The 16,779-nt window shown below is 39.4% G+C and carries 15 protein-coding genes; 7 read left to right on the forward strand and 8 right to left on the reverse strand.

What is annotated here, in order from left to right:
* Positions 1-186 precede the first annotated feature (186 nt).
* From AWM68_RS07105 to thrB, 3 genes are read left to right on the forward strand one after another with little or no spacing between them, the layout of a single operon-like run.
* On the forward strand, positions 187-1,479 hold the full coding sequence (locus tag AWM68_RS07105) for a homoserine dehydrogenase (RefSeq protein ID WP_066239176.1): 1,293 nt from the start codon (positions 187-189) through the stop codon (positions 1,477-1,479).
* 1 nt (position 1,480) lies between these two features.
* Positions 1,481-2,539 carry a threonine synthase gene (gene thrC / locus AWM68_RS07110; RefSeq protein WP_066239179.1) on the forward strand — a complete coding sequence of 353 codons (1,059 nt, stop codon included), beginning with the start codon at positions 1,481-1,483 and terminating at the stop codon, positions 2,537-2,539.
* The gene (thrB, locus tag AWM68_RS07115; RefSeq protein ID WP_066239182.1) at positions 2,540-3,454 is read left to right on the forward strand and encodes a homoserine kinase; all 915 of its coding nucleotides are present in this window, start codon (positions 2,540-2,542) and stop codon (positions 3,452-3,454) included.
* Positions 3,455-3,600: 146 nt separating this feature from the next.
* Here the strand turns inward: thrB and AWM68_RS07120 are convergent, their stop codons facing one another.
* The 4 genes from AWM68_RS07120 to AWM68_RS07135 all read right to left on the reverse strand — a co-directional run bounded on the left by AWM68_RS07120 (position 3,601) and on the right by AWM68_RS07135 (position 8,083).
* Positions 3,601-4,779: a glycosyl hydrolase family 18 protein gene (locus tag AWM68_RS07120; RefSeq protein WP_066239185.1), complete on the reverse strand. Its 1,179-nt coding sequence runs from the start codon at positions 4,777-4,779 to the stop codon at positions 3,601-3,603.
* An 81-nt stretch (positions 4,780-4,860) separates the two neighbouring features.
* The gene (locus AWM68_RS07125; RefSeq protein WP_082820608.1) at positions 4,861-5,697 is read right to left on the reverse strand and encodes a 2-phosphosulfolactate phosphatase; all 837 of its coding nucleotides are present in this window, start codon (positions 5,695-5,697) and stop codon (positions 4,861-4,863) included.
* Positions 5,698-5,852: 155 nt separating this feature from the next.
* Positions 5,853-7,088 carry an aminopeptidase gene (locus tag AWM68_RS07130; RefSeq protein ID WP_066239187.1) on the reverse strand — a complete coding sequence of 412 codons (1,236 nt, stop codon included), beginning with the start codon at positions 7,086-7,088 and terminating at the stop codon, positions 5,853-5,855.
* Between the two features lie 110 nt (positions 7,089-7,198).
* Complete coding sequence (locus AWM68_RS07135) at positions 7,199-8,083, reverse strand: GAF domain-containing protein (RefSeq protein ID WP_066239282.1); 885 nt, start codon at positions 8,081-8,083, stop codon at positions 7,199-7,201.
* 472 nt (positions 8,084-8,555) lie between these two features.
* On the opposite strand from AWM68_RS07135, the gene AWM68_RS07140 reads away from it, so the two are divergent.
* Both AWM68_RS07140 and AWM68_RS07145 read left to right on the forward strand, forming a co-directional pair.
* Positions 8,556-10,943, forward strand: a complete 2,388-nt coding sequence (locus tag AWM68_RS07140; RefSeq protein WP_066239190.1) for an immune inhibitor A domain-containing protein — start codon at positions 8,556-8,558, stop codon at positions 10,941-10,943.
* Positions 10,944-11,029: 86 nt separating this feature from the next.
* A complete protein-coding gene (locus tag AWM68_RS07145; protein WP_066239193.1) occupies positions 11,030-11,377 on the forward strand; it encodes a hypothetical protein in 348 nt (115 codons plus the stop codon).
* A 40-nt stretch (positions 11,378-11,417) separates the two neighbouring features.
* Here AWM68_RS07145 and AWM68_RS07150 read toward each other — a convergent pair whose 3' ends face one another.
* The 4 genes from AWM68_RS07150 to AWM68_RS07165 form a co-directional block, all read right to left on the reverse strand.
* Entirely contained in the window at positions 11,418-11,930 is a 513-nt protein-coding gene (locus tag AWM68_RS07150) for a DinB family protein (protein WP_066239196.1), read from the reverse strand.
* A 394-nt stretch (positions 11,931-12,324) separates the two neighbouring features.
* Positions 12,325-13,344, reverse strand: a complete 1,020-nt coding sequence (locus tag AWM68_RS07155) for an LLM class flavin-dependent oxidoreductase (RefSeq protein ID WP_156488333.1) — start codon at positions 13,342-13,344, stop codon at positions 12,325-12,327.
* 101 nt (positions 13,345-13,445) lie between these two features.
* A complete protein-coding gene (locus tag AWM68_RS07160; RefSeq protein WP_066239202.1) occupies positions 13,446-14,444 on the reverse strand; it encodes an LLM class flavin-dependent oxidoreductase in 999 nt (332 codons plus the stop codon).
* A gap of 119 nt (positions 14,445-14,563) precedes the next feature.
* On the reverse strand, positions 14,564-15,799 hold the full coding sequence (locus tag AWM68_RS07165; protein ID WP_066239205.1) for an EAL and HDOD domain-containing protein: 1,236 nt from the start codon (positions 15,797-15,799) through the stop codon (positions 14,564-14,566).
* A 205-nt stretch (positions 15,800-16,004) separates the two neighbouring features.
* Here AWM68_RS07165 and AWM68_RS07170 point away from each other — a divergent pair, with 205 nt between their 5' ends.
* Together AWM68_RS07170 and AWM68_RS07175 are read left to right on the forward strand one after the other, a co-directional pair.
* Positions 16,005-16,535: a general stress protein gene (locus AWM68_RS07170; protein WP_066239209.1), complete on the forward strand. Its 531-nt coding sequence runs from the start codon at positions 16,005-16,007 to the stop codon at positions 16,533-16,535.
* 17 nt (positions 16,536-16,552) lie between these two features.
* Positions 16,553-16,759, forward strand: a complete 207-nt coding sequence (locus AWM68_RS07175) for a CsbD family protein (RefSeq protein ID WP_066239214.1) — start codon at positions 16,553-16,555, stop codon at positions 16,757-16,759.
* Positions 16,760-16,779 lie beyond the last annotated feature (20 nt).

A 16,779-nucleotide genomic window follows, 5' to 3' on the forward strand; every position in this document is an offset into this window, starting at 1 on the left:
CCTTTACTTTCATCCTTTCTCTATCATATCTAAGTTTTTGTAAATACTCTATGAATTCCCGTTTTGTTATGTAAGCGCTCTCTAAATCTTTACAAAAATCCCTGTTGTGTGATTGCTAAACTCCATGTAAAATGTCCATATCAAACAAACAATTGTATTTTCCACAAAAACAAAGGGGCGGATCAGATGGTAACTCATGTTTCAGTAGGACTTCTAGGATTAGGAACAGTCGGCAGCGGGGTCGTCAGGATGATTGAAGGAAACCGTGAAGAATTACAGCATCGTGTTGGATGCCCTGTTTTTATAGAAAAAATACTCGTTCAAAATGTTGAGAAAGAACGGCTTGTCTCCATCAATAACGAATGGCTGACACAGCATCCAGAAGACGTACTTCAAAATCCAAACATACATGTAGTGATTGAAGTGATGGGCGGGATCGAGTTAGCGAGAGAATATATTACACTTGCCTTGCAAAATAAAAAGCATGTGATTACAGCGAACAAAGATTTGATGGCTCTGCATGGGGCTGAACTTTTACAAATCGCTCATGAAAATGAATGTGACCTTTTCTATGAAGCTAGTGTTGCAGGCGGTATTCCGATCATTCGCTCACTTGTTGACGGACTAGCGTCTGACCGTATCACAAAAATGATGGGAATCGTAAACGGAACAACAAATTATATCCTGACAAAAATGGATAAACAGCAACGTAACTATGAGGAAGTATTAAAAGAAGCACAAGCTCTTGGCTACGCAGAAGCTGATCCCACGTCTGATGTGGAAGGAATCGATGCGGCGAGAAAAATGGCGATCCTGTCAACACTAGGGTTCTCCATGCATATTCATCTAGACGATGTTAAGGTTTCCGGTATTTCCAAAGTGACGCAAGAGGATCTGGAATATGCACGCCAGTTCGGCTACACGCTGAAGCTTATCGGAAACGCAAAAAAGGACAACGGAAAAGTTGAAATCTCTGTTGAACCGACATTGCTTCCAGACTCCCACCCGCTTGCGAGTGTTCATAACGAGTACAACGCCGTGTATGTGTATGGTGAGTCAGTTGGGGAGACGATGTTCTTCGGTCCAGGTGCTGGGCAGCTTCCAACTGCTACATCCGTCGTTTCAGACTTAGTTGCCGTTGTAAAGAACATGCGCCTTGGGGTTAACGGAAAGAGCGTGATAGCTCCTCAGTTCGATAAACAATTAAAGGAGCCTAATGAGATCGCTGGAAAATTCTTTTACCGCTTATACATTAAAGATGAGGCAGGCGCTTTCTCAGCCATTACTTCCCTATTTGCTCTGCATGATATCTCACTTGAAAAATTAATCCAAAGTCCTGTCGATCATAAAGGTGTCGCAGAAGTTGTCATCGTGACACACGGCACAAACAAACATCAAGACAATAAAGTGTATAACTTGCTTCGCGATTCAGAAGTTGTTCAAGAAATAAAAAGTCACTATCGTGTGGAGGGTGCTTAACATGCCGTATAAGGGTCTCTTGCATCAATACAAAGAATACTTGCCTGTCAGTGAATCTACTCCCCTTCTATCCTTAAATGAAGGGCACACTCCACTTATTCCATTAGAACATCTATCAAAAGAATGGGGTATCAAGCTTTATGCCAAATACGAAGGAGCGAATCCTACCGGCTCATTTAAGGACAGGGGAATGGTGATGGCTGTTGCCAAAGCAAAAGAAGAGGGCAGCAAAGCAATCATCTGTGCATCTACCGGAAATACGTCGGCGGCTGCCGCTGCCTATGGAGCGAGAGCTGGCCTCAGATGTATCGTTGTAATTCCTGACGGAAAGATTGCTCAAGGGAAACTCGCTCAAGCGAAAATGTATGGCGCTGAAATCTTTGCGATTGAAGGTAATTTTGATGAAGCTCTTCAGATGGTGCAACGAATGAGCATCGAGGAAGAATTTACTCTCGTTAACTCTGTAAACCCATACAGATTGGAAGGTCAAAAAACAGCTGCATTTGAACTTGTTGATGCACTAGAGGGAGCACCTGATATTTTAGCCATTCCAGTTGGAAACGCAGGCAACATTAGTGCTTATTGGAAAGGTTTTAAAGAGTATGATGCTGTAAAGTCTTCTGGACTTCCTCGTATTCATGGTTTCCAGGCTGCAGGTGCTGCACCAATCGTTAACGGATCTGTTGTAAAAAATCCAGAAACAATCGCAACAGCTATTAGGATCGGAAACCCCGCGAGCTGGAAATTAGCATCAGCAGCACTAGAAGAGTCCGGCGGAGTGATTGATTCTGTATCCGACGAAGAAATATTAGAAGCGTATCAGATGCTTGCATCAAAAGAAGGTGTTTTTGCTGAACCGGCTTCATGCAGTTCGATCGCTGGTTTGTATAAGCAATACAAGAAAGGTGTTCTTCCGAAAGGGGCAACTGTAGTAGCTGTTCTAACAGGCAACGGTCTTAAAGATCCTGATATTGCACTAAAAACAGTATCACAAGAACCTGTCGTCATCCCAAACGACCTTGAATTATTACGTCAGCAGCTAAAAGGATGTGTTGTATAAATGAAAGCAGAACCTTTTTCCATACATGTTCCAGCAAGTACAGCTAACTTAGGCCCCGGCTTTGATTCTGTAGGGCTTGCGATGAACCGGTATTTGACCGTTCACGTTCAGCCATTTGCACCAAGAAAAACAACTTTTCATGGTGAAGAACTGCAGGCATTAAACAAAGACGAAAGCAACCTTATCGTTCATGCCGCACATTTTACAGCGGATGCTTACGGAATGAAACTTCCTCCTTGCCAGTTGGATGTAGTAAGCACATTTCCGACTTCAAAAGGAATGGGCAGTTCTGCGTCTGCCATCGTTGCAGGGATTGAACTGGCAAACATCCTTTTAGATCTGGAGCTTTCCAAACAAGACAAAGCTCTTTTGGCTAGTTCCTTAGAAGAACACCCTGATAATGTGATTCCTGCTATTTTCGGCGGACTTACGATCAGTTTTTACAATGGACAAGAATTGGAGACCGTTCATGTGCCTGACGTAGCTGTTGAAATGATTGTAGCCATTCCTGATGGTGTCCTTCATACAAAGCACTCTAGAGGTTCACTGCCTAATCTTCTTCCCTTCAATAAAGCCGTTCAAGGAAGTGCAATAAGCAACGTGCTCGTTGCTGCTTTAATGAAGAACGATTGGAAAAAAGCTGCCGATATGATGAATCGCGATTTATTTCATGAGCCGTTCCGTTCTAAATGGGTGCCTATGTATGGAGAGCTTAAGCAAAAAGCTGTTGAGCTTGGCGCGTATGGTGCAGCTATTAGCGGATCTGGACCATCGATCGTTTGTTTCACGCCACATCAAAAAGCAGCTGTTATTACAGAAAAGCTATCCGTGTTGTTTCCTCAATACCAATTTGAAACGGTATTTCCTGACCGCAGAGGTGTTGTAGTAGAGAAATGCTTGTCAGCTGCTTTATAAGCCGTTTGGGGAATGAATCCACGAGTTTGGGGAGTGAATCCAAAACTTTTGGCTATGAATCCAAAAGTTTTCGAGTTTGCAATTCTCAACATATTCCGACAGGCTCAAAAAAAGGATTAAGCTGAATCAGCTTAATCCTTCTTTTTTTATTTGTGTGCAATTTTAAATTCATCTCTTAAAAGCGTCCAGTTTTCTGGGAATGGTTCACCTAGAACCCAATACGCAAGTCCTCTTAACTTATATTTCTTTACAAGTTTGTTTTTTGCTTCTGCACTTTGTTCATTTTCAAACCATACAACGTGTTCTTTTCCCGCATCATCACTGTAGTTAAAGAATGGAGCTTGAGCATCGTTATCATACTTTACAGTAGCCTTCTCTTTTAATGCTAAGTCATGTGCTTCAGCTGGTGCCACGCGTTTAGCAAATTTATTTCCTTTTTTATAAGGAAGTGTCCAATCATATCCGTATAGTGGCGCACCCATTATAATCTTTTCCGATGGAATGACAGACGTTGCGTATTTCACTACTTTTTCTACTTGTGGTACAGGTGCTACAGCCATAGGAGGTCCACCAGACCAGCCCCACTCATATGTCATTAAAACAACGAAATCTGCAAGTTCACCATGACGTTTATAGTCGTGAGCACCATGCCAAGGACCTTTTTGCTCATCACTTGTTTTTGGTGCTAGTGCAGTTGAAACCTTAATACCTTCTTTATGAAGCTGTGGAATGATTGTTTCTAAAAATCCGTTGTATAGCTCACGGTCTTTTTCTTTAATGTGCTCAAAATCAATATTTAAGGCTTTGTATCCTTTTTGCTTCATCGTACTGATGACGCTGCCGATTAAGGTTTTCGATGCCGTTTTATCTGTAAAAACGGTGTGCGCTATTTCAGGTGAAAAATTTCCATCTATAAAGTTCGTTAACACCATCATCGGCATAGCTTTTGATTTCTTTACCTCTTCTAAAGCGGCATAATCCTTAATTGGCTTAAGGGAACCATCTTTGTTCACTTGATAGCTAAAAAAAGCTACATATGTTAGATCATTTACAGCTTCTTTTACATCTTTTACCGATTGTTTCGCTTCAAGTGGTTCTAAAAACCCTAGCGTTTCGATCTTCGTTTTTCCATGAGTCGTTTCTGCTTTTGAAATGTCCTGTTGTTTTTTCTGTGGTGAACTGATCTGTTCCAGTCTTGGACTATTTCTCGTTTCGTTACTCATATTCTTTGGTGCCGCTTCACTCTCTTTCATACTGTTAGAGCCACCGCCGCAACCACCTAACACAATAGTGAATGCCGCCAATAGCGCGACTGCTTTTTTCATATACAAACCTCCTCATTTTTCGTTATTTTTCCAAAAAGAGGTTTGTACTATTCTTATATTTTTCCACAAACTTTATAGCTCTTAAAAGTGGTCGATTTCCGTACCTAGATGTTCACTTTCAGCAGGGCGTACGGTGAATGATTCATCCAAATTGGGTTGCTCAAAAGAAATAAATTGATGATTAGATAGCATGGGAACGGTAGTACTCGTGTTATGTTGCATACAAACATGAACATCTTCTTCAAAATCTCGTTCAATTAGCTCTCTTCCGCTTCCACAGTTTTTAATGAGTGATGGCAGAGTGTGTTTTGATGCTTCATATGCTTGTTTACAAACAAAAGCTTCAGGTGATAAAGATCCTTTTAAAAAAGAAATAATAGCTCCTGCACCTAAATAATCCTCTATTCCAGGCCGAAGCTCATTTTCATCTTGAGCTGAATTTGCCCATCTCTCCCCACATGCGATTACCGTAATAGGAACAGTTAATTTATTCTTCACATATTGCGCAGCCTCTGCAACGGCCTTTGCATTTATAAGAGATCCTGCGAAAAGAGCTGGTACTTTTTTAGAAACATCCACACAGGCAGCACCATTAAGTGAACAAAGAACAAACGATTTCCCTTTGCTTTTTTCTGAAAAAGATAAAGGAGAAAGTGAGGGTTTTCCTGTTTTTATAGCTTCAGCTCTCCCCACAACTAATTCAGCTCCAATTTCAAATGCGTATGCTTTTGCTTTTTCATGTTGACCAGGCGGAAACGGATAAATAACTGCACCATTTTCAACAGCAGTCGTTACCGTTGATGAAAAGCTTAAGACATCAACGATAATAATGATATCCTTTCTTTTCGCTGCTTCTACCGCGCCTTTGATTCCCCATTCCATTTTAATTTCATATGGTGATTGGTCATATACGTTCATTTAATATCCTCCTCGCATTGTATATAAAAAGCTTAACGAGGAATTTTTAAAAAATATAGACTGTTTTTCAAAAATTTGGTAGAATTTAGATTGAGGTCTGTAAACTAATAAATTCACATAAAAAAGACTCCAGCCAAATGGAGTCTTTTTCGTCTTTATATCGCCCAGTTACCATTTTTAAATAATGGAATGCGTTTACCATCCTCATACTCTGCTTCAATTTCAAGCTCTGCAGATCCGATCATAAAGTCAGTATGGCCACGGCTGAAGTTGATTTCCTTCTCTTCCATCTGTTCAGGCGTTAAGCTGCCAGCCTCTTTAACAGACATCGTAATAGAAGTTCCAATCGCTAAATGACACGAAGCATTTTCATCATACAATGTGTTATTGAAAATGATGCCTGAGTTTGAAATTGGTGAATCGTGAGGAACTAGCGCAACCTCTCCTAAATAACCCATTCCATCATCAATGCTTAATAATTGCTTAAGTGTGTCATACCCTTCCTCAGCAGTGAAATCTACCACTTTTCCTTCTTTAAACGTTAAGCTGAAATTATTAATTATATTCCCCATTGCCGAAAGTGGTTTAGAACTTGATACCTTACCGTTCACACCATATTTTCTTGGAGTCGTGAAAACTTCCTCAGTTGGAAGATTCGGAATATAGTACGTACCGAACGTAGAATGATGACCTCCGCCGATCCAAGTATGGGCAGGGTGTAAATCAATGCTTAAATCTGTTCCTGTTGATTTATAATGAAGCGTCTTAAAGTGCTGTTCGTTTAAGTAATCCACTTTATCCGTTAACGTTTTTACATGTTCTTCCCATGCAGCTACAGGATCTGCCTGATCCACTCGGACTGTTTTAAATATTGCTTCCCATAAAGCTTCTACTGCTTCTTCATCGTTCATTTCTGGGAATACACTTTTCGCCCAGCCAACTGTAGGTGCACCTGCAATAGCCCAGTGCATGTCTCCTCTTAATTGCCCTGCTGAAAAACTCTGCAGTTTTTCACCGCGGTTCTTTTGTACAAACATCATGCGTTCAGATGGAACACCTTTGTAGGCATTTGGATCGTTCCCTGTGATCATTAAAAAGCAATCATGGTTTTCAACAAGGCTGTTATACTTGTCAATTTCCCAAGAAGGCAGATCATCTTTCAGGATCTCTTCATCTGCATGAGTAAGATGGATGCGGTTTGTTTGTGTGTCATTCCAATCCACCATCACTCGCTTACAGCCATTTTCATATGCATGCTTCGTTACCTTTCGTGTAAACTCTACAGCTTCTAAGGGAGAACTAATTAATAACCTTTGTCCCTCTGATAGACCTAATCCAACTTTAACAACCAACTCCGCATACTGATCTAACTTTTCTTCAAACGACTTCATATTTTACCCCTCCGATTGGTTAAACATAAAAGCGACTGATAAGTTTATATTATTACTATTATATAAAAAAAAGAAAATTTAGACTACTATTTTTCCTCAAAGTAAAAAGATCACACGACAGGCTGTGATCTTGCATGATTATTTTTAGTTTTATTTAAGCTGAACCCAATTTCATAAAGTGCACTTTTTAAGTTATTTGTAATCAGAATATCGTTAAAATTCACATCGATCTCGAGTGTTCTCATCGCTAAATCTGGCCTGAAACCTGTAAGAATCGGAGTTACACCGATTAATTTTAACAGCTTCACGATATTTAAAAGATATTCACTAACCTTGTTATTGATTCTGCTCACGCCAGAAAGATCAATAATCATATATTCAAGTTCTAAATTAGTACTGCTCTCCAAAGTGCTTTGTATGATGATATCAGCTCTATATTCATTGATATGTCCTATGATCGGGAGAATCGCAACACCTTTCGTTAGTGGAACAATCGGTACTGATAGCTCTTTAATCTCTTTGTTTGCCTTATCTAATTCTAGTACATAAGTTAAAAGTGAAGACATCGTTTGAAAAAGTTCGATATGCTGCTCCGTAAAATCAAATGACTCGGTATCTAAACCACAGATCGTTCCGTAGTTTTCACCATCTTCATAATAGATTGGAATTGCAATAAAGCTTCCTCCACCTAATTGGGCTGTTACATTCAGATGCTTCGTTAATTCACTTTCATTAATATCTTCAATCAGTAAAATCTCATTTCCCTTATCCACACTTATCTTACAAAATGTTTCATGGAAAGGAAGTGTTGAACCCGCCTCAATTAAAATAGCGTCTTTGTTTACTGCTTTTTTTATTTCATTCGTTTGCTTGTCATTTTTGGCAACAAATAAAGTATTGATGTTGATAAATGTACTCATAAAATGAAGAATGTTTTCTGTTGCCTCTTCAAAGTTTTTGACGGATTTAGCATGAAGAGCAGTGTTAAGAAACATAGACAAAGTAGTTGACCAGCCTTTCGTTTTTAGCTTTTGGACTTTATTTGTTTATGATGGTCCACCTTACTACATACCCTTCAGGTTGTATTCTAAACCCGCTTAAGATGGAAAAGGTAACCAACTCACTATTAATATTATTGTGAAGGATCTTTGTTATCGGTGAATGACCTTCCTATATTAAATCCATTTCGGATTCTGCTCTCAAACAGTTCTAACCTGAAATGTTTGCATGTGCCGAAAGAACTATATAAAAACGCCCATTTTAGAACAATATTATCCAATTTTTTCTTTTGAAGTCAAATTGAAAATAGTTCTTTAAATAGTAAATAATCCCTATTTTAAAATAAAAACACGGGATATATCTCCTATTCTAGGATGACATATTACGTGGTAACATTTTGAATACGCGGAATTATCCGACAATATTTGTCGGATAACGGTTATTCCAAAACTACTAGGGGGGATTTTGATGAAAAAAGGAAAATGGGTTTCTGCTGCCCTTGCAGCAATGTTAAGCTGCAGTGCTTTTTCCAGTGTAAGTGCAGCGCCTGTTAATGTTTTGTCAGATGTTAAAGATTCTGCAATTGAAGAAAAAGGACATCAGCATGCTGGTGGTCCATTCGATTTGGCCATTGCAAATGATGAAAGATTAATAGAAATGCTTAAAAAGAACGGCCAAATTAGCAAGAATGCAAGTGAAGCAGATGCACAAAAACAACTGCAGAAGTTTTTAAAGAACAAGCAAGAACATGCTGAGTCACTTCCTAAAGGCGAGTTAGAAAACGAGCATGGTAAGAAAGAAAAAAAGGGAAAAGAAAAGCATAATAAAGATGGTCTAAAGCACGGAAAGAAAGGTAAAAACAATGACGTTAAACCTGTAGTAGATGAAAAGTGGACAGGCGGCGAGCGCCTTGATAACGTACTTGTTCTTCTTGTAGAGTACCCTGACTTTCCGGCAAAAGATATCGCTCCTGAAGAAACGGACATGCACTATGACGAATATTTAAAGCAACATTATGAAGATATGATTTTTGGTGATAATGGATACAAAGGTCCTAATGGAGAAGACTTAGTATCTGTAAAACAATACTATGAACAGCAATCTGGGGGAAGCTATTCCATTACAGGTAAAGTCGGTGGCTGGTACCAAGCTAAACATCCAGCAGCTTACTACGGCGGAAATGTTCCTGATCCAGATGGAAGTGATGCTAAACCGCGTGACCTTGTAAAAGAAGCACTAGAGGCAGCAGCAAAGGATCCTGAGATTGATTTAAGGGAGTTTGACCAAGAGGATCGTTATGACCTGGACGGAGACGGTAATCTTCGTGAGCCGGATGGATTAGTAGACCACTTGATGGTTGTTCACTCAAGCGTGGGTGAAGAAGCTGGCGGCGGTTCACTTGGTGGAGACGCTATCTGGAGCCATCGTTGGAATCTAGGAGGTATCTTCCCTATTACAGGATCTCCAACACCAGAAGTAGATTATTGGGGACAAGGGAAAATGTATGCATATGACTATACGATTGAACCTGCTGATGGAGCAGCTGGCGTGTTCGCTCATGAATATGGTCATGATTTAGGTCTTCCAGATGAATACGACACACAGTATACAGGTGCAGGTGAAGCGGTAGCTTATTGGTCAATCATGTCTAGCGGTAGCTGGGCCGGAGATATTCCAGGAACAGAGCCAACAGGTTTTAGTGCTTGGTCCAAAGAATTCTTGCAATCTAGTATGGAAGGCTCCAACTGGTTGTCTGGGGAGACACTAAACCTCGATAAGCTTGATAAAAAAGGTGTTGAAGTGCTGCTAGATCAGGCTAACACGAAAGGTACAAATAATGATGCAGTTCGTGTAGATCTTCCTGAGAAAGAGACTGTCGTAAATACTCCTTTCAGCGGTGAGTATCAATATCATAGCGGCAGTGGCAACAACCTAGATAACTCATTGGTTACTTCACTTGATTTAACTCAAGCCAAATCAGCAGAGCTCTCTTTTAAAACTTGGTATGACATTGAACAAGATTGGGATTATGCTTCCGTACAAGTGAAAGAAAAAGGTTCTGATGAATGGACTACTGTTTCAGGTAACATAACGACACAAGAAGATCCGTATGAGCAAAATCCTGGTGACGGGATCACTGGTAAATCAGACGGATGGGTTGATGGAGTCTTCGATCTTTCGGCTTATAAAGGAAAAGAAATAGAACTGAAGTTAAACTATTGGACAGACGTTGCAGCCATCTATCCTGGATTTTTTGTAGATGATATAACAGTAAAAGTTGATGGAAATCAGACACTATTTGATGATGCAGAGAGCGATTCTTCGTTTACACCGGACGGTTTTACGAAAAACCAAGGTAAATTCTACTCTACTCACTACTATCTATTAGAATGGCGTAATCATGCAGGTGTAGATACAGGGTTAGCTCATATTCGCCGTGGCGACAGTCTTATGAAATATGATGGCGGACTTCTTGTATGGTATGTGGATGACAGTTACTCAGATAACTGGACAGGCGTTCACCCTGGAGATGGTTTCTTAGGTGTTGTGGATGCTAATCAAGAAACATTAAGATGGAGTGATGCCTCCGTAGCTTCTACTCGCTACCAAATCCATGATGCTGCTTTCTCAAAGCAAAAAAGCGAGAAGATGTTCCTAGATTATCGTGAATTGCTTGGTCTTACCTTAAAAGATTACAATACTAGTGCAACTCCTAAATTTTATGACAAAAAAGATTACAGCAATCCTGGACTTCCGGATGCTGGACGTAACGTACCAAAATACGGGCTACAATTTGAAGTGTTAAATTCTAGCAAAGATAACTCAGTAGGTAAGATTAAAATCTCACGTAAGTAATTTATGTTTATTAAACCCAACTGTATTCCTGTACAGTTGGGTTTTGCTTTATAAGGGGTAAACTGTATCTGTAAGGAGGGTGAATCATGAAAACCTTTATGCGGATTTTTCTATTAGTAAGCTTATCGTCCATTTTGGTCAGCTGCGGCTCTCAAACAGAACAAAAAAATAACGTTCAACAAAATGAGAAAGAAACAACCGATTCTGATTCAAAGGCAAAAAACGAGGTGAATACGATGATTGCAAATGATGAAAAAATAATTGAAATGCTAAAGAAAAAAGGCGAGATTCCTGAGGATGCTACACCTGAGGAGATCAATCAGGCTCTTCAGAAGTATTTACAAAACAAGAACCCAGGAAACTTACAAAATGAGAAGGAAAAGAAACAATATATAAATGACTTGAAAGAAAAAATTCAAAAAGGACAAAACTAAAAAAGGACATTCATAAGAACGTCCTTTTTTATGCTTAACCTTAATATTGCTGCTGTAAGGAATACAGATAAAAAATATAATCGGTTGAAGCCCCTTTATGTCCCTGTTGATTTAAAATAGCAGAAATATGACCGCGATGATAGGTGCCGTGATTTACGATATGCTGAATAAGATCTGCATAGCTTGAGTGGAGTGTACCAAAATGAGGATGATGAACAGTTGTTTCTTGAAATAAATCTGCCTTCTGAGCCATAAATGTCTCGTAATCCGATCCCATCTTCTCAAATTTTAACTGCATATCATGTAAATCAGATTCATTTAATTCCTGGTATATCGACTTAAGGGAGTCAAGAATATCTTCAAACTTCTCCCCTTTCAATGCCTTTAGCCACACATAATCCACTTGATGCATGTGAATGAGAACATCTGCTATAGTCGGAAAGACGCTATCAACCTCTTTTCGATAAACTTCTGCCGGAAGACTCTTTAACTGCTCAAAAACTTTATTATTCGCCCAAAGATTAAATTGATGTAGTTGTATAGATTTATCCATTTCTACCTCCAAAGGATTAAGGGTTCTAGATAAATTCTAGCTTTTTTTACAAAATCCTGTTAATAAAACCAATTAAACGAACAAATGTTTTATTATCAGAGCTTACGTTGTAAAAACGTATTCTTGTTATTGACTAAATAGTGAAGAAAAGCGTGAAATGTGTTCGTGAAATGTACACTTTGATAATTTGTTTGTATAGGAAGGCCACTAAAATAGAATTACGAGGTAATTTAGTTTTTATAAGAGGTAATTGCTAATAATTCCGCATATAAGCCTCAAAATTCCGCGTATAAAAAAATTTATCCGATTTTCGACAAATAAAAAGATGACTCATCACCTTAAATGAGTCATCTTCATATGCATACCCCTTCATCTCACGGAGTGCGCCTACAGATTAGTTCTTATTCACAATCTCTGATAATAGCTCGAATGAACGCAATCTTGCATTGTGATCATAGATCTGGCCATTAACAATAATTTCATCAGCCTGAGTTTCATCTAAGAATGATTGCAGTTTATCCTTAACTGTATCTGGACTTCCTACAATCGTAGTGCGTAATTGCTGATCAATCGCCGCTTTTTCATATGGACTCCATATACCATCCATACTTTCAACAGGTGGCTTAAGTTTCGAAGGTTTTCCTCGGACTAAGTTTACAAATTGCTGCTGCAATGACGTAGCGATTTTAGCTGCTTCTTCATCTGTATCTGCAACAACAACATTCGCTCCTACCATCGCGTACGGTTCATCTAGAACTTCGGATGGCGTAAATGTCGTTCGATATAATTCTAGTGCAGGAAGCGTGTTATCAGGTGAAAAGTGACTGGCAAAGGCAAATGGAAGTCCTTCACGTCCTGCTAAACGTGCACTGAATCCGCTTGAACCTAACAGCCAGATCGGTATATCTTGCCCTTCCCCAGGGACCGCTCTTACATTCATAGGAGTTTCAGAGCGTTCAGGATCAAGGAAAGTGCGTAATTCTTCTAATTGGTATGGAAAATCATCACCCATACTGCCTAAATCACGGCGTAATGCTTGTGCTGTAATTTGATCCGTTCCAGGTGCACGGCCTAACCCTAGATCTATTCTTCCAGGATATAGAGCATCCAGTGTACCGAATTGTTCTGCAATCACGAGTGGCGCATGATTAGGAAGCATGATCCCGCCAGAACCTACACGGATCTTTGAAGTACCTCCAGCGACATGCCCGATCACAACCGAAGTCGCTGAACTCGCAATTCCAGGCATGTTGTGATGTTCAGCAAGCCAGTAACGGTTATAACCCCATTTTTCAGCATGCTGTGCAAGGTCTAGTGTATTTTTGAATGACTCGGAAACCGTTCCGCCTTCTATAACTGGTGCTAGGTCAAGAACAGACCACTTTATATCACTTAATCGTTTTGTATTGGACATCATAACGTCCTCCTTATATAAAGCAACAAAAAAATTAGCTACTATATTTTAATAATCGATAATAGTATAACAATGTTACTTGATGAAATAAAAAAATTTGCTTACTTTCTAATTTCATTTGCAAGAAGCTCATAAGATCGGATTCGGTCTTCATAACGGTCTGTGATGGTAACGATCATCATTTCATCAGCTTCATAAATTTCTTGTAGCTTGTTTAATTCCTCTATTACCACAGATGGACTGCCAATAACCATCTTTCTTCTTGCCTCATGTAAAAGTTTAGTTTGTTGGTCACTTGAAATAAGTTTTTGAGCCTCTTCTATGGAAGGAATTCCTCTGTCCCCCCTGCCTTCTGAATTTTGTTTTTTCCATAAAATTCCCGGCAAAGCTAGCTGTTCTGCCTTTTCTGTTGTTTCTGCACAAATGATAGAAACGGCAATAATCGTTTCTGGTACCTCTTGAGTCTTACTAGAACGAAATTGTTTTTTATATGACGCCACAATTTCTGGTCCTAGTTTATCGCTCATAAAATGACCAAACGCATAAGCGGTTCCGTACTCTGCAGCGAGTACCGCACTTTTGTGACTTGTCCCTAGGATCCAAGGAACAGGGGCAATCTCAGGAACTGGAGAGGCTTTTATCTTTGAAAATAGATCTTCTGGCGGAAAATCATGGTGTAGAAACTGAAGCAGTTGTTTAATCGCATTTGGCATTTTTCGGACATTCTCCAAAAAATTTTCTGATAAAGCCATCGTTGCTTCAGCAGAGCCACCAGGAGCACGGCCAATGCCAAGGTCAATTCGCCCAGGAAAAAGAGTCGCAAGCAGATTGTACGTTTCTGCAACACGATATGGTTTATAATGCGGCAGCAATACAGCACCAGCACCCAATCGTATCTTTTCTGTATGCGCACCAATATACCCGAGCATCACTTCTGGTGCAGAACAGGATAAACCTGAAAAGTCATGGTGTTCAGCAATCCAATATCTCGCATACCCGAGTTGTTCTCCTGCCTTTGCTAGTTCCATTGAAGCTTGAAGAGCTTCATGTGCGTTTTTTCCATAAGCGATTGGTGATTGATCTAAAATGCTTAATTTCATAGTACTTCTCCTCGTTTTTAAATCAGTCATATTTTCTCCTGAATTTCTCATTTTATAGGGACTACAACTTTCTCTTAAATATACGAAAGGACCTCTAACGATTAAGAGGTCCTTATAACTTAGATGGATTCTATTATATTTTTTTCAGTATCAGTTTGTAAAAATTGATTTGATAATACCATACTTGCTTGATACTGAGTGAATAATTCATCTTCTGTCACATGAAGTGTCCGGCATAACGTTTGTATCTCGATCCAAGCGCCACGTTCTAAATGCTGTACGATTGTTAAAGCAAGATTGTACTTATCCTTGTTCCCAAGGAGTGCCTCAGCAAGCTCATTTGTAATAGGGAGATCTTTAATGATCTCTTTCATATCCTTGCTAAGAAGTGTATCTATAAATGAGAACATACCAAACATATAGAGGTGATTTTTGGGGACACCTACAATCTGTGCAATACGTTCAAAAAAGACAGCTCTTGTTAAGCTAAGTTTAACGATTTCCATCTGGTTATCTGCTCTGTTCAAACTGGACATCATGAGGATCATAATCCATTTCTTAATCTCGTAAAGTCCTACCAATACTACTGCTTGTTTTATGGATGTTATCTTGCTTTTAAAAAAGTATGTTCCGGAATTCATAACTTTTAATAGCTTATAGGAAAGTGACAAATCCCGCTGAATAAGACTGCTGATTTCATTCACATCAGGCTCTGAACTGCTGAGCTTTTCTAAAAGTAAAATATAGTTTGTTGGAATAGGTGCGATATCTTTTCCTTGCAAGATGATAGGCTTGCTAAAAAAGTATCCTTGAAAATATTCAAAACCCAAGCTTCGCGCTTCTTCAAATTGCTCTCGTGTTTCTATTTTTTCTGCTAAAAAAGTCACTTGGTCTTTATAGGTTTCGATCATATTTTTCATTTCTGCATATTCCATGACTAAATAATCAACCTTAATGATATCTATGTACGGCAGCAGCGAATCTAGATCTTTGTTAACAGAAACATCATCAAGTGCTATAATATACCCTTTATTCTTCAACTCTTTACAGACCGTTAGTACCTCTTCACTCAAACGGACATCTTCTAAAATCTCTACCACAATATATTCGGGGGATATGTATGTCGGAATCCGATTTAGCAAAAGGTTTTCCGTAAAGTTGATGAAGCACTTTTTTCGTTCCCCCACCTCTTTAATTCCGATCCCTGTGAAACTGTTTACCATAACATCAATCGTAGCACTGTCATGATCAAATCCTTCGTACCTGTTCGTTGCACTATTTCGATATAAAAGTTCATATGCGACAACATTCTCATCTTTGTCTAAGATAGGTTGTCTGCCGATAAATATATCCATTACGATCACCATTTCAGTATTGATTCTTTTATTTCCTTTATATAGACATCAAACCATAAATTGTAAGTAAGTACAATATGTGTATTGTTGTTAAAATGTTCCATATTGTGTGAATTTTTTTGTAAACCTGCTTATATACGTTTCGTTATATTTTTCTGTGGGAACACAAATAAGGTAACCAATCTTCAACAAAAGGAGGAATTCGATGGATACACATAGTAAGGTGGTAGGCGTTTTCCGTTCAGAAGATGATGCAATTGAGGCAATCAAAGAGTTGAAACATCAAGGATATGATGAAAATGATATCTCGGTGATTGCAAAAGACAAGAAAGAAGTAAAACATATTCATGATGAAACAGGCTCCAAAGCCCCTGAAGGTGCCGCAACAGGTATGGCTACTGGAGGTGTTCTTGGTGGTATTGGCGGATTACTGCTAGGTGCAGGAGCGCTCGCCATCCCTGGAATCGGACCAATCGTAGCAGCAGGACCAATAGCAGCAGCACTTGGCGGAGCAGCTGTAGGCGCTGGAGCTGGTGGAATTGTTGGGGCTCTTGTAGGTCTAGGAATTCCTGAAAATGAGGCGAAAGAATACGAACAATCTGTTGAAGCTGGTGACATTCTTGTTCTAGTTGATACGAATGAAGTCAGCCGACATAGGCAAGTCAACGATACATTCCGTACGTACCGTTCAACAAATGCACATCGTTATGAAGATTCATATTCCAATAAATATTAAAAGGAGGATGATTCCACATGAAAAACGATACAATGGAAGGTAAATGGAAACAGTTCAAAGGAGAAGCTAAAAAACAATGGGGTAACCTAACGGATGATGATTACGATCAAGCCCAAGGTGACCGCGAGAAAATGATTGGCAAGATTCAGGAGCGGCACGGCAGATCCAGAGAAGATGCAGAGCGTGAATACGACGACTGGTACAGCCGAATTGAACAGTATTAATAAATAAAGGACCCGCTAAG

This window comes from Fictibacillus phosphorivorans, assembly GCF_001619875.1.
Lineage (GTDB): Bacteria > Bacillota > Bacilli > Bacillales > Fictibacillaceae > Fictibacillus > Fictibacillus phosphorivorans_B.

Coding starts and splice junctions, on each gene's coding strand:
- AWM68_RS07130 (WP_066239187.1), bottom strand. CDS start 7,088: ATGAAGTCGTTTGAAGAAAAGTTAGATCAGTATGCGGAGTTGGTTGTT.
- AWM68_RS07170 (WP_066239209.1), top strand. CDS start 16,005: ATGGATACACATAGTAAGGTGGTAGGCGTTTTCCGTTCAGAAGATGAT.
- AWM68_RS07165 (WP_066239205.1), bottom strand. CDS start 15,799: ATGGATATATTTATCGGCAGACAACCTATCTTAGACAAAGATGAGAAT.
- AWM68_RS07135 (WP_066239282.1), bottom strand. CDS start 8,083: ATGTTTCTTAACACTGCTCTTCATGCTAAATCCGTCAAAAACTTTGAA.
- AWM68_RS07175 (WP_066239214.1), top strand. CDS start 16,553: ATGAAAAACGATACAATGGAAGGTAAATGGAAACAGTTCAAAGGAGAA.
- AWM68_RS07140 (WP_066239190.1), top strand. CDS start 8,556: ATGAAAAAAGGAAAATGGGTTTCTGCTGCCCTTGCAGCAATGTTAAGC.
- AWM68_RS07105 (WP_066239176.1), top strand. CDS start 187: ATGGTAACTCATGTTTCAGTAGGACTTCTAGGATTAGGAACAGTCGGC.
- AWM68_RS07150 (WP_066239196.1), bottom strand. CDS start 11,930: ATGGATAAATCTATACAACTACATCAATTTAATCTTTGGGCGAATAAT.
- AWM68_RS07145 (WP_066239193.1), top strand. CDS start 11,030: ATGAAAACCTTTATGCGGATTTTTCTATTAGTAAGCTTATCGTCCATT.
- AWM68_RS07160 (WP_066239202.1), bottom strand. CDS start 14,444: ATGAAATTAAGCATTTTAGATCAATCACCAATCGCTTATGGAAAAAAC.
- thrC (WP_066239179.1), top strand. CDS start 1,481: ATGCCGTATAAGGGTCTCTTGCATCAATACAAAGAATACTTGCCTGTC.
- thrB (WP_066239182.1), top strand. CDS start 2,540: ATGAAAGCAGAACCTTTTTCCATACATGTTCCAGCAAGTACAGCTAAC.
- AWM68_RS07125 (WP_082820608.1), bottom strand. CDS start 5,697: ATGAACGTATATGACCAATCACCATATGAAATTAAAATGGAATGGGGA.
- AWM68_RS07155 (WP_156488333.1), bottom strand. CDS start 13,344: ATGTCCAATACAAAACGATTAAGTGATATAAAGTGGTCTGTTCTTGAC.
- AWM68_RS07120 (WP_066239185.1), bottom strand. CDS start 4,779: ATGAAAAAAGCAGTCGCGCTATTGGCGGCATTCACTATTGTGTTAGGT.